The sequence below is a fragment of the Klebsiella indica genome (genome assembly GCF_005860775.1).
Classification (GTDB): Bacteria; Pseudomonadota; Gammaproteobacteria; order Enterobacterales; family Enterobacteriaceae; genus Klebsiella; species Klebsiella indica.
On sequence record NZ_VCHQ01000031.1, the window covers coordinates 163,671 to 176,854 of the forward strand.

Genomic DNA, 13,184 nt, shown 5'->3' on the forward strand with positions numbered 1-13,184 from the left:
GCCGATGATACTGGTGCTTGTGTTAAATATGGATTAAAAACATAGTGATGTGGTCAATTTCGGGGAGTGACCTATGACCACATCTTTCTCTCTACGCACGCTGTCGCGTGACGATATTCTTGAATTCCTTCCTCAGCTTACGGATGTCCTCGTCAGTTGCGTTAATGGCGGCGCGTCGGTGAGCTTTATGCTTCCTTTCGCCCCGGAAACCGCAACGGCATTCTGGCTAAAAATAGTGCAGAGCGTGGCTAACGGTGAACGCATTGTCATCGCGGCGGTAGATGCTCGGCAGCAACTCGTTGGTACGGTACAACTGGTTATCGACCAGGCGGAAAACCAGCCGCACCGTGCCGATGTTGCTAAACTTCTGGTTCACCAAAATGCACGTCGCCAGGGGCTGGCAAATGCGTTGATGATCAGACTGGAAGAAATAGCCCGGGAATACGGAAAGAGCGTGCTGGTGCTGGATACGGCCACCGGTAGCGGGGCAGAAAGCTTTTACGCCCAGTGCGGCTGGGAAAAAGCTGGCGAAATTCCGCGCTATGCGTTGATGCCGGATGGAGAGCTGAGCGCAACATCGCTGTTCTATAAATTCCTCTGATCGCGCTGATATTGCATACAGCTTTGATCAAAACAGGGTTTCATTGATATAAAAACCTGATAACTTATTAGACCAATTTATCAGGTTGTATGACTACTCTGTGAGGAAACTGATTGTGAAAACATTAAACCGCCGTGATTTTCCGGGCGCGCAGTACCCTGAACGCATCATTCAGTTTGGTGAAGGCAACTTTTTGCGGGCGTTTATTGACTGGCAGATCGATCTGTTAAACGAACATACCGATCTGGGTTCCGGGGTCGTGATCGTGCGTCCGATTGACAGCGCATTCCCACCGTCGCTCAGCACCCAGGATGGCCTTTACACCACCATCATTCGCGGTCTGAATGAGAAGGGCGAAGCGGTCAGCGACGCGCGTCTGATTCGTTCGGTAAACCGGGAAATCAGCGCCTATGCGGATTACGATGAACTGTTGCGTCTGGCGCATAACCCGGATATGCGGTTTGTGTTTTCCAATACCACTGAAGCCGGGATTGCCTACCATGCCGGCGACCATGTTGATGATACGCCGCCGGTGAGCTATCCGGCGAAGCTCACACGCCTGCTGTTTGAGCGCTATAGCCATTTCTCAGGCGCGGCGGATAAAGGCTGGGTCATCATCCCTTGCGAACTGATTGATTATAACGGTGAAGCCCTGCGCGAACTGGTACTGCGCTATGCGCAGGAGTGGGGGCTGCCGGACGCGTTTGTGACCTGGCTGGATGACGCCAACGCGTTTTGCTCAACGCTGGTGGACCGCATCGTGACCGGTTATCCGCGCGATGAAGCCGCGCAGATCGAACAGCAGTTGGGCTATAAGGATGCCTTCCTCGATACGGCAGAGCATTTCTATCTGTTCGTGATCCAGGGGCCGAAATGGCTGGCTGCAGAGCTTCGCCTTGATAAATTGCCGCTTAATGTGCTGATTGTTGATGATATTAAGCCCTATAAAGAACGTAAAGTGGCGATTCTCAACGGGGCACATACCGCGCTGGTTCCGGTAGCCTTCCAGGCGGGGCTGGATACCGTTGGCGAAGCGATGAATGACGCGGAAATCTGCTCTTTTGTTGAGCAAGCGATTTACCAGGACATTATCCCGGTTCTCGATCTGCCGCGCGATGAGCTGGAATCGTTTGCCAGGGCGGTTACCGGGCGTTTCCGTAACCCGTACATCAAACACCAACTGCTCTCGATCGCCCTTAACGGGATGACTAAATATCGTACCCGTATTCTGCCGCAGTTGCTGGCCGGGCAGAAGAAGACGGGCAAGCTCCCGGCGCGGCTGACCTTTGCACTGGCGGCGCTGATCGCGTTTTATCGCGGCGAGCGTGATGGCGAGAGTTATCCGGTGCAAGACGACGCCGAGTGGGTAGCACGCTATCAGGCGCTATGGGCTGACCATCGTGACGCGCAGATCTGTACCAGTAAACTGGTACACGCGGTGCTGGCTGTGGAATCCCACTGGCAGCAGGATCTGACAAAAGTCCCTGGGCTGGTTGAGCAGGTGACGCGGGATCTGGATACCATTCTGCGCGATGGCATGCGTGCGGCTGTTAAACCGTTGTGTTGATTACAGATTAGGTTTCCCGGGGTTAAATGCCACTCGCAGAGTATCTCTCAGACGCAATATAGCCCGTCATCTGTGTGTTCAGTTCGCTCTGGTGTCATCGAGGGAGTGGGCTGGGCTCACTCTCATCCGTTGGCCGCCGTTCTGGTGGCCAGTTGGCGGTTGTGATGCGGATCAGAACGGACAACGATTTTCTTTGAAAGGCATAACTAAACGGACGGCGCCCCGACATCGTTGAGTTTTCATTTTTCATTAGTTACAACATACTATCAATTTACCCCCATAGCGCAAATTTTAAGACCGTGCCAACCCCGTCTGGCAGCAAAACGGGAAATTAAGCGAAAAGATGAATTGTGTGCCGATGCTTGAAGAAATGATCCGACAGGAAAATAATGGATTATCCGTATGAGGAGACAGATCGATGGCCATTGAGGTTCGTGAAGTGGGTCAGCAGGACAAAGCACAGTGGTTGCTGCTTTGGGAAGGCTATACTGGGTTTTATGGTAACCCACAGCGAGAAGAGGTCACGGAGTATACCTGGCAGCGTATGCTTGATCCCGGTTCATCGGTTTTAGGTCGTGTGGCGGTAGTGGATAACCGGGTGGTGGGGTTTGCGGTATGTGTGCTGCATGAAGGAACATGGGTGACAACGCCCATTTGCTATCTGGAAGATCTGTTTGTTGCCCCGCAGGTGCGCGGCCGCGGTATCGCCAGAACATTGATGCAGGCGCTGCATAAGGAAGGAAAAGAGAAAGGGTGGTCGCGACTCTACTGGCATACCCGAACCGATAACCCGGCCCGGCATCTGTATGATGAATTTACGCCAGCGGATGACTATGTTCGTTATCGTGTGACGCTCTGAAAGTCGGAAATTAAGAAGTTATTAAGATTTTCCCTGTAAAACAGGGGAAACGACTCAGGAGAAACAAAATGGAAAAACGCATAGAGGCGGTTGTCAATTTAATTATGTTTCTTTCATTGCTGGCTACGGCGTGGGATCTCTCCCTGGTGCATCATCTTTCCTGGTAAACCGGACGATACGGCACCGCCGGTGCCGTGATTTTATCCTTCTGCTGCCGACGACCGACGGGCGACGATAAACAGGCGAGGAAACAGCAGTAATACTTTTCCGTTACGCTGTAACTTATAGTGCTGCTTAAGCAGTTCCAGATAACGCTTAAGAAATCTCTCCCGTTGCTGATCATCCAGCGGTTGTAAAAATGGCCGAAGGCCTGTCGACTGTAGCCAGTCAATAATAGCCTGATGCGAATCGAGGGGATGATAGTAAGTTGTACGCCAGATATCCACCTCGCAGCCGCATGCGGTCAGAATATCGTAATACTCCTGTACACCGGGTAACGGAAGGCGCCCCCCTTGCGGAAAATCCAACTCTTCCGCTACCTGCCGCATCAGGGTATGTGAGGGTTCCTGCCAGTTATCAGGCATTTGTACCGCCAGCACACCGTTTTTCGCAAGATTATTCACCAGATGAGGAAGGAGCCGCTGGTGATCCGTCAGCCACTGCAATGAAGCATTAGCGTAAATCACGTCAGCCGGGCGTGCAGGATGAAAGGTGGTGATATCCGCATTGATAAACTGGCAGTCGGGTAGCGTTTGCGCGGCCTCTTGCAGCATCGCCGGTGAATTATCGACGCCGACAATCGTCGCTTCTGGCCAGGCATCGCGTAACAGTGCGGTGCTGTTGCCCGGCCCGCAGCCCAAATCTACCGCTAGTCTGACGGGATGATGGGCGATGCGGGCGAGGAGTTCAGCGGCGGGGCGCGTGCGTTCCGCGCCAAATTTCAAATACAGAGAAGGATTCCAGTCTGCCATAGGGGGCTCCGGTCGAGGGATAATCCACCACCAGCATATACTGCAATGCTTATCTGGCAAAGCATCGGCAACATCATCATAACAATCTCGGCCATACTGCAATTTACAGGCGTGTCCTCACCCTGTCCGCACAGGGAAGTCTGGTTACCAGGATTCGTGTCTGCCAAATTTGTCGCTCTCTGGCTGCATTGTTCGCTCCGCGGTGGTCAACGCATGCGCGGTTTAAATTAGTTGTGGTATATACCCGTCATACTTCAAGTTGCATGTGCGTTGGCTTTCCTCGTTCACCCCAGTCACGTACTGGAGTACGCTCCCGGGGATTCACTGCGTCGCCGCCTTCCTGCAACTCGAATAATTTAGGGTATATCTCTTATTTAAAATCACAAATAAATAACATCTGTGTTATTTATTGAATACAATTACTGATGGCCAACATGGCAGCAAAATGCCAGACATTTAAAATGCAATGGCCATATATCTTCACCACAACGAAAGGTCAAATTGTTTTTTGCCATGCTGTGTAAATAATTATAGAGAAACTTCATTTATATATTTAGCTGAAAAATCGCGTTTAATTATTCTGATGAGTGTGATTTAATTCATCGGTCGTTTTATTGTGAATATCATTATGATCCAGTCCATACAGGTATTATTCAAACAAGCAACCCGGCGCAGGCTTCGTATACGCGCAGGGCTTGTTATGGCCTGTTGGCTACTACTTAATCTTCAGTTAGCTGTCGCAGCGCATCATAGCGGGCAGCAGCAACCGGTCACGACGCAACTTCAGGTTCATCATGTTGTCGATGGCAGGGTGATTATGCCGGGTATGGAAAACGCAGGCCAGAAAGTGATCTGCGATAAACACTGCGGCCCGGATAGCGCACAGCCTAACGCTTCCACCTCGCTACAACTGAATGTATTGACTGGCGACACCGCCTTAGTTGTTGTTTCTCCACAACAGGAGATTTGCGCTGAACGTATAGACTGGCATACGCCGCCCGTCACTGGCCCACCGGCTGAAATACGCTTCTGCCGCTTCAGAGAATAAATCACCGTTAAAAAACATCCATCAGATCGGCCCGGTTTGCGGGCGACTTACTGTTTTTTTTCGGAGATTTTATTATGCGTTCGACCTCTATTTTTCTGGTTATCACCAGCGTTCTGACCCTTTCCACCGCTTCATTTATCGCCAGCGCTGAAGAGAGCGCCATGCATCACCATAATATGTCTGCAATGGCAGATATGCCGGGTATGAATTCGCAGGATAATAGCGCACCGATTTATTCCGCCAGCGGCGTAATAAAAGCCTGGCGTGACAATGCTGTCGCGATCGCCCATGGTCCGGTGACACAACTGAACTGGCCCGCGATGACCATGAGTTTTGCACTTGATGATTATCAGGGGGAAAAACTCATGGCAGGACAGCGGGTCGATTTTACCTTCCGTCAGACTGATTCCGGCTACGCGCTCGTTTCCATTACCGCGCTATAACCTCGGAGTCATTATGCACATCTTAAATAAGGCGGCCCTGGGGCTGCCACTTCTGCTGTTGCTGATATCAACCGGCGGGCAAGCGACGACGCTGACAGAAGCCTTATCGGCGGCGGAAAGTTATTCCGCCGAACTTTCCGCCAACGATTATCAGGTTAACGCATTAAAAAACAGGGCGGATTCCGCTCTGCAACTGCCCGATCCGAAGCTGAAACTGGGGATTGAGAATGTCCCGATCGGCGGAAACAACGGTCGTCGTCTGACCCGCGAGGGCATGACCATGGAAAAGGTCGGCATAATGCAGGAATACATCAGCAGCACCAAGCGCGAGCGTAAAGCCGACTCGATAACCGCCGAGGCGCGGCGAGCAGTCGCCAATGCGGATGTTATTCGCGCGAGACTTCAGCGGGAAACCGCTCAGGCGTGGCTGGATCTGGCGGTGGCGCAGAAGTCGCTGCGTTCGGTTCAGGCACTGATTAGCGAGACGTCCCGACAAATCGGGGTGCAAAAAGCGGGCGTCAGCAGCGACAGCGTCACGCCCGGTAGCGTGCTGGACGTTCAACTGGCGCTGAACGCCATGAGAAATGAGCAGGATAACGTCCGTCGCGACGTGCAGATTGCTCAGGCGCGGTTAATGCAGCTTACCGGCAAGGATGTCCGCGATATCTCCGGCCCGCTACCGCGTATCGAGCGATTGCCTGCCGATGAGGCCACCTTGCTTGAAGGCGTTAAGCTCCATCCGGAAGTGATTCAGGCGGCGCGAGAAGCCGATCTGGCAAAAGCGAAGTCGGGGCAGTCCGCCGTGGCGGCGATCCCCGATGTCGGGGTCGAGGTCTATTACGCCAGGCGCGGGGACGATTACGACGATATGGTCGGTGTGATGTTTACCGTCGACCTGCCTGTTTTTCAGGGTAAACGCCAGGACAAAGATCACGCCGCCGATGTCTCCCGCACCTATGAAGCCAATGATCGGTTGACCCTGCTGGTGCGCGAACACCAGGCGCAGCAGTATCAGTTGATCTCGCAATACCATGCCGCGAAAGCCATTTATGACCGCCAGCAAAACGACATTTTGCCGCTGCTGCGCAAAAAAGTTAGCCTCGTCAACGCCCGCTATCGGGCTGGCGGCGGTGGGCTGATGGAACTGCTCTCGGCCCGGCGTGATCTGCTTAACGGCGAGATCGCCAGTAATAATGCTGAGAAAGCGCTCGCTAATGCGTGGGCCGCCATTCGCTACCTTATTCCGCAGGATGTTAAATAATGAAGCTTAAATCTGTTCTTTTTTTTGTGGCGCTGGCCGTCATTCTTGCCATAACGGGTGGATACTGGCTGGGCTCGCGTAACGTGTCGATGTCATCCGTTGAGAAGCCGCACAACCCGGCGGAACGTAAAGTGCTGTACTGGTACGATCCGATGAGCCCCGGCACGCGGTTTGATAAACCGGGAAAATCACCGTTTATGGATATGGATCTGGTCCCGCGCTATGCCGATGAAGGCGAGGGGGATGACGCCGGTGGGGTGCGAATCAGCGCCCGTGTGCAGCAAAATCTTGGGGTGCGCACGGCTAACGTTTCCCGCCAGCCGCTGGCGCCGAAGCTAAATGCCTTCGGGACGGTCGCCATTGATGAGCGCAGCGTTGAGACGGTTCCGGCGTTGGCCACAGGCCTGATTGAGAAACTCCACGTCAACGCCTCTCAGCAGTTTGTTAAAAAGAACGAGGCGCTGGCGGAACTGTGGATTCCCCAGTGGGCGGCAGCCCAGCAGGAGTATCTGGCGGTGAGACAGCTTGGCGATCGCGGGCTGACTGCCGCCGCACGTGGCCGCCTGCAGCTGCAGTTTATGCCGGAAGCGATTATCCGCAGCGTCGAGCGCAGCGGCAAGCCGCAAACCCGCATGACCGTTCGTGCGCCGCATGAGGGGTATATCAGCAAGCTTGATGTCCGTACTGGCGCGCAGGTGACGGCAACGCAGCCGCTGTTCGAGCTGGCCAGCCTCGATCCGGTATGGATAGTGATTGATTATCCAGAAAACCAGGCCAGTTTGCTGCACGTTGGAAGTCAGGTGACGGCGACCACCCGCAGCTGGCCTGGCACCACCTTTCAGGGAACGGTGAGTGAACTGCTTCCTGACCTTGAGACCAGCACCCGCACGCTGAAAGCCCGCGTGGTCCTCACTAATCCGCAGCATCGGCTCAAACCGGGAATGTATGTAAACATCCAGTTGGTTGATGAGACTCAGGGGAGTGCGGTTCTGACTATTCCTGAAGAGGCGCTGATCGTTACGGGTGCCAGCAATCGGGTGCTGATCGCCGACGGCGAGGGGCATTTCCGACCGGTGGAAGTGATCGCCGGGCGTACGCAGAATGGTCTGGTTGAGATTAAATCCGGTCTTGCAGAGGGACAGAAAGTGGTCACCTCCGGTCAGTTCCTGATTGACTCCGAAGCCAGTCTGCGCAGCGCGTTGCCACAGCTTTCCGGGCAGAGCGAAGAGAGAAAAAACTACTCAACGCATGGCGTTATCAAAGCGCTGAACGGTGAGACGGTGACCATTGAGCATCAGCCGGTCGCCGAACTGAAATGGCCAGCAATGACCATGGATTTCGCTATTACGACGCAGCAGCGCCAACAAATCCGCCCCGGCGAGTCGGTTATGTTTAGCTTTGCCCTTACCGATGACGGGGCGCGAATCACGACAATAATGCCGATGAGCGGCGCTAAGGAGTCGCTATGATTGCCGCCGTTATCCGTTGGTCATTGCGCAATCGCCTGCTGGTACTGTTGGCGGCGTTTATTATGGCTGCCTGGGGCGTCTGGTCGGTGCAGCGAGCACCGCTGGATGCGTTGCCGGACCTCTCCGATACCCAGGTGATCATTCGCGTGAGTTATCCCGGTAAAGCGCCGCAAATTGTGGAAGACCAGGTAACCTATCCGCTCACCACCACGATGCTGTCGGTGCCGGGAGCGAAAACCGTGCGCGGTTTTTCCATGTTTGGCGATTCTTACGTTTACATACTGTTCGATGACGGGACCGACCCGTACTGGGCGCGCTCCCGGGTACTGGAATATTTAAGCCAAATCCAGAGCAGTCTGCCGCCGGAAGCGAAAGCATCGCTGGGGCCGGACGCCACCGGTGTAGGTTGGGTGTTTGAATATGTGCTCACCGATAAAAGCGGTCAGCATAGTCTGGGCGATTTGCGGGCAATTCAGGACTGGATCATTAAATATGAACTGAAAACTGTGCCGGATGTTTCGGAAGTTGCCAGTGTTGGCGGGATGGTGAAAGCGTATCAGGTGATCCTCAATCCCGATCGGCTGCGGGCGCTGAATGTCACCCATGAACAGGTCATTAGCGCGATCCAGAGCGCCAACCAGGAAGGAGGCGGTTCAGTGCTGGAAATGGGCGAAGCGGAATATATGGTGCGCACCACCGGCTACCTGAAGTCTATTGATGATTTCAATCAGGTGGTAATCGCTTCGCGCAACGGCGTGCCGGTGCTGCTTTCCGACGTCGCCAGCGTGCGCCGCGGCCCGGCGATACGTCGCGGGGTCGCCGAGCTGAATGGCGAAGGCGAAGTGGCGGGCGGGATTATCATTATGCGCTCGGGCAAAAACGCCCTGACCACCATTAATGCGGTGAAGGCCAAACTGGCGGAGGTGAAAAAAAGCCTGCCCGCAGGGGTAGAGATTGTCCCGGTCTATGACCGATCGCAGCTGATTAAAAATTCGGTCGAAACCCTGACTCATAAGCTTATTGAAGAGTTTATCGTCGTTGCGCTGGTTTGCTCGCTATTTTTGTTCCACTTCCGCAGCGCGCTGGTGGCGATGATCACGCTGCCGCTGGGGATCCTCGGCGCGTTTATTGTCATGCACTATCAGGGCGTCAGCGCCAATATGATGTCGCTTGGCGGCATTGCGATAGCCATCGGGGCGATGGTCGATGCGGCAATCGTGATGATTGAAAATATGCATAAGGTACTGGAGCAGTGGCGGCACGATCATGCCGAACGCCAGCCATCTTCCGCCGATTACTGGCAGATAGCTCAGCGCGCGGCATCGGAAGTGGGGCCTGCGTTGTTTTGCAGTCTGTTGATTATCACCCTGTCGTTTATTCCGGTATTCACCCTTGAGGCGCAGGAAGGCAAGATGTTCGCACCGCTGGCGTTCACCAAAACCTGGTCGATGGCGGTGGCTGCAGGGCTGGGGATCACGCTGGTTCCGGTGCTGATGGGGTATTTCATTCGCGGCAAAATCCCTGATGAAACCGCCAATCCGCTTAACCGCTGGCTGATCCGCGCCTATGAGCCGCTGCTGGACAAGGTGTTGCAGTGGCCGAAAGTGACGCTGACGGTGGCCGGGCTGCTGCTGGTTGCCACGCTATGGCCGCTGTCCCGGCTTGGCAGCGAGTTTCTGCCGCAAATTGATGAGGGCGATCTGTTATATATGCCCTCGACGCTGCCGGGGATCTCCAGCCGTGAAGCCGGACGCCTGCTGCAACAGACCGACCGTCTGATTAAGACCATTCCAGAAGTGCAAAGCGTGTTCGGCAAGGCCGGACGGGCGGATAGCGCCACCGATCCGGCGCCGCTGACCATGCTGGAAACCACCATCCGGTTAAGGCCCAAAAGTGAATGGCGGCCCGGCATGACCATGGATAAGCTTATCAGCGAGCTGGACAATACGGTGAAGGTTCCGGGAATCGCCAACGTCTGGGTTCCGCCGATTCGTAACCGCCTGGATATGCTGGCGACCGGCATTAAAAGCCCGGTAGGCATCAAAGTGAACGGCAATAATCTTGCGGAAATTGAAAAAACCGCCGAGGAAATCGAACGCATCGTGCGTAACGTGCCGGGGGTGACATCGGCGCTGGCCGAACGCCTCGACGGTGGTCGTTATATTGATATCAATATTGACCGGGTGAAGGCGGCACGTTATGGCGTATCGGTGAAGGAGCTACAGTCGGTGGTCGCCAGCGTCGTGGGCGGCGATAACATCGGTGAGACCATCGAGGAGCGCGAACGCTATCCAATAAGCGTCCGCTATCCGCGTGAAATCCGCGACTCGCTGCAAAAGCTGCGCGATTTGCCGGTGGTAACGCGTGGCGGGGCGCAGGTGGCGCTCTCTGAACTGGCGGATATCGCCATCACTGATGGACCGCCGATGCTGAAAAGCGAAAATGCCCGCCTGTCGGACTGGATCTACGTCGATATTCGCGGGCGCGATCTGAAATCCGCCGTTGACGAGATGCAGAGTAACGTCAGCAAGCAGCTCACGCTGCCCGAAGGCGTCTCGCTGACCTGGTCCGGGCAGTATGAGTATCTGGAGCGCGCCACGGCGAAGCTGAAAATCGTGCTGCCATTTACCCTGATGATTATTTTTATCCTGCTTTACGTCACCTTCAGTAAGGTTAAAGACGCGCTGTTGATCATGGGCACCTTGCCGTTTTCACTGATCGGCGGCGTCTGGCTGCTGTGGTTGCTGGGCTACAATCTGTCGGTAGCGGCAGCCGTCGGCTTTATTGCCCTTGCGGGCGTGGCGGCGGAGTTCGGGGTGATTATGGTGCTCTATTTAAATCAGGCAATCGCCAAACGACACGGCCAGCTTGATGACCAAAGCCTCAACGAAGCGATCCATGAAGGGGCGGTGCTGCGTGTCCGTCCGAAAGTGATGACCGTGGCGACAATTATGGCCGGACTGCTGCCGATTATGTGGGGAGGCGGTACCGGCTCAGAGGTGATGCAGCGTATTGCCGCGCCGATGATCGGCGGGATGATTACCGCGCCGTTACTGTCGATGCTGGTGATCCCGGCGGTTTACCGCCTGACGCACCGTAAAAAACGCTAATACCGGACATCCGGGTCAGACGGCCCGGGTGTAAATTATTCGGCGTTTTTAAGATCTTCCGCGCGTTTAGCGGTGGCGTAAACAAAATCCAGCATCGGCTCAAGGTCGGTATCATAGCCAGCCTGAATAATTTTGCTGCGTAACCATTCGATCTCACTGGTAATATCCGGGTGGAAGATATTGTTGTCCTGAGCTTTGCGCAGCCATTTCAGCAGGAAATTATTTTTCCCCCGGACGCCACCCGATTTTTTCGATTTTGTATATATTTTCAGTGCGACCAAAACGCAGTAATAAAAATGGACGCGCTGATTAAAACTTTGGTGCATGTTTTTATTTCCCGCCAGATCAGGTTGCGGACGGGCATGGACCTTAAATCATACGATCTCTGATATTCACCCGTACCACCATCGCGCCTCTTTGCCGGGCGCTGACGCGATGGTGGCATGGAAGCCGAATTGCAGTCAAATATTGATTAGTTTTTTGCCAATATTTGCGTCAGACATCGCTCGACGCATATTCCTCAGCGCCGCAATAAACCAGCACGTTATTGCAGGTAAATTCACGAACTCGATATAACACCAGCCGGTTAGCGCGATAATCAATACATCGATAAGTGGTGTAGCCGATTTAGGGCATCCAGCGTCTGTTTTGCAGCACCACGCGATAACCATCGTGATCGACAAAGGTTTTGCCGTTCACATTCCAGTACGGATTAAACGCGCTGACCAGTATGAAACCGGCGGTCAGCATTTTTCCGCACTGCTCCTGCCATGCTGCGGCTTGCGGGTAATAGAGCACCAGTAAATCCTCCGCGCCGGGTGAGGGCGTGAGCGGATGATGATGGCAGAGGGTGAACTCCAGATGCCAGCCAGTATCCCGGTGCCCGACCATCACACCGCTAAAGCCGTCATGATCGGAAAAACTCGCTATCTGCGCCAGGCCAAGGCCTTCGCAGTACATTTTACTACTCAGTGCAAGATCGGAGACCGGCCTGGCGATGCGCATATGGTTAAATGTCATAATAACCTGTATCGATAAAGGGTTGGTCAAATGACTGTATCTGTTTTTGCGGCAGTCATTTGTCGCGAAGAGCCTTTATTCTTGCCTGTTCTTTTGCCGCGCTTCTGCTGACGCTTACCCCAGGCCTTGATACTCATTAATTTTGCGCACATCCACCGCGGAAGGCGGAAAAAAGTCTTTCAGGCGGCACTGGGGATTGATACAGGGTGTTTTATCTGGGGGCGGCGGTCGCTTTTGGTCTCGGGGCGTTGCTGGCGGCATCGGAGCTGGCGTATGACTTGCTGAAGTGCTGCGGAGCCGTCTACTTATGCTGGCTGGGTAGTCAATTAATACTCAGACCCCGTCGTAATGCCGTTCACTTAAGCAAATCATCGGCGTTGTCTTTTGTTTTATTTTCCTGTGGCAATCGCATTATCGGTGGTTCTGGCGAGCATGACGCATTTTTCGTTTTCGCCCATTCAGATTCCGTGGTCTGTTCCGTTCACTATAAATTCGCGGATATTCGTTATATCCACAGCGTGTGAACGGGCAGGGGGACGTTTCGCCCGTCCCCCTGCACCCCCGGCATGGCGCTGAAAACCTGCCGCTGCGCGGTCCGCTCCACTCCGGCTTCATCTGGCGGACCGGGCGGGACTCGACGTCCCTGTCTCGACCCGCCCTCTGGCCGCCGTCCTGGCGGCCAGTCCTGGATGCGCGCCTGCGTTCCCGCCAGGTTTCCTTGATGCGCCCAACCCCCATGCGGTGAGTCCGTTATTCGTCAGGGGCTTTTCAGAGGCTGAAAGTCATAAAAAAAGTTATATCCTTTATATTTCAGCCCGTATCAGCTCAGTTAGTG

The 13,184-nt window shown here is 54.3% G+C and carries 11 protein-coding genes and 1 pseudogene; 9 read left to right on the plus strand and 3 right to left on the minus strand.

Going from position 1 to position 13,184, the window contains the following annotated elements; all coding sequences use genetic code 11:
* Positions 1 to 73 precede the first annotated feature (73 nt).
* From FE839_RS21455 to FE839_RS21465, 3 genes are all read left to right on the plus strand, one after another.
* On the plus strand, positions 74 to 601 hold the full coding sequence (locus FE839_RS21455; RefSeq protein ID WP_138362782.1) for a GNAT family N-acetyltransferase: 528 nt from the start codon (positions 74 to 76) through the stop codon (positions 599 to 601).
* A gap of 115 nt (positions 602 to 716) precedes the next feature.
* Entirely contained in the window at positions 717 to 2,168 is a 1,452-nt protein-coding gene (locus tag FE839_RS21460; protein ID WP_138362783.1) for a tagaturonate reductase, read from the plus strand.
* A gap of 418 nt (positions 2,169 to 2,586) precedes the next feature.
* Positions 2,587 to 3,027 (plus strand): GNAT family N-acetyltransferase, encoded by a 441-nt coding sequence (locus tag FE839_RS21465; protein WP_138362784.1) that lies wholly within the window; start codon positions 2,587 to 2,589, stop codon positions 3,025 to 3,027.
* Between the two features lie 200 nt (positions 3,028 to 3,227).
* Here FE839_RS21465 and tam read toward each other — a convergent pair whose 3' ends face one another.
* On the minus strand, positions 3,228 to 3,998 hold the full coding sequence (gene tam / locus FE839_RS21475) for a trans-aconitate 2-methyltransferase (protein ID WP_138362786.1): 771 nt from the start codon (positions 3,996 to 3,998) through the stop codon (positions 3,228 to 3,230).
* A gap of 700 nt (positions 3,999 to 4,698) precedes the next feature.
* Here tam and FE839_RS21480 point away from each other — a divergent pair.
* From FE839_RS21480 to FE839_RS21500, 5 genes are all read left to right on the plus strand, one after another.
* Positions 4,699 to 5,046 (plus strand): hypothetical protein, encoded by a 348-nt coding sequence (locus FE839_RS21480; protein WP_241675661.1) that lies wholly within the window; start codon positions 4,699 to 4,701, stop codon positions 5,044 to 5,046.
* A gap of 74 nt (positions 5,047 to 5,120) precedes the next feature.
* On the plus strand, positions 5,121 to 5,489 hold the full coding sequence (locus FE839_RS21485) for a copper-binding protein (RefSeq protein WP_138362788.1): 369 nt from the start codon (positions 5,121 to 5,123) through the stop codon (positions 5,487 to 5,489).
* 13 nt (positions 5,490 to 5,502) lie between these two features.
* Complete coding sequence (locus FE839_RS21490) at positions 5,503 to 6,750, plus strand: TolC family protein (RefSeq protein ID WP_138362789.1); 1,248 nt, start codon at positions 5,503 to 5,505, stop codon at positions 6,748 to 6,750.
* Positions 6,750 to 8,219 carry an efflux RND transporter periplasmic adaptor subunit gene (locus FE839_RS21495; protein ID WP_138362790.1) on the plus strand — a complete coding sequence of 490 codons (1,470 nt, stop codon included), beginning with the start codon at positions 6,750 to 6,752 and terminating at the stop codon, positions 8,217 to 8,219. Before FE839_RS21490 ends, FE839_RS21495 begins: the two co-directional genes overlap by 1 nt.
* Entirely contained in the window at positions 8,216 to 11,329 is a 3,114-nt protein-coding gene (locus tag FE839_RS21500; protein ID WP_138362791.1) for an efflux RND transporter permease subunit, read from the plus strand. Before FE839_RS21495 ends, FE839_RS21500 begins: the two co-directional genes overlap by 4 nt.
* Positions 11,330 to 11,364: 35 nt before the next feature.
* Here FE839_RS21500 and FE839_RS21505 read toward each other — a convergent pair whose 3' ends face one another.
* Together FE839_RS21505 and FE839_RS21510 are read right to left on the minus strand one after the other, a co-directional pair.
* A complete protein-coding gene (locus tag FE839_RS21505) occupies positions 11,365 to 11,655 on the minus strand; it encodes a hypothetical protein (protein WP_138362792.1) in 291 nt (96 codons plus the stop codon).
* A 301-nt stretch (positions 11,656 to 11,956) separates the two neighbouring features.
* On the minus strand, positions 11,957 to 12,349 hold the full coding sequence (locus tag FE839_RS21510) for a VOC family protein (RefSeq protein ID WP_138362793.1): 393 nt from the start codon (positions 12,347 to 12,349) through the stop codon (positions 11,957 to 11,959).
* Positions 12,350 to 12,408: 59 nt separating this feature from the next.
* On the opposite strand from FE839_RS21510, the pseudogene FE839_RS24955 reads away from it, so the two are divergent.
* A pseudogene (locus FE839_RS24955) lies at positions 12,409 to 12,726 on the plus strand (LysE family translocator); the annotation flags it as partial.
* Positions 12,727 to 13,184 lie beyond the last annotated feature (458 nt).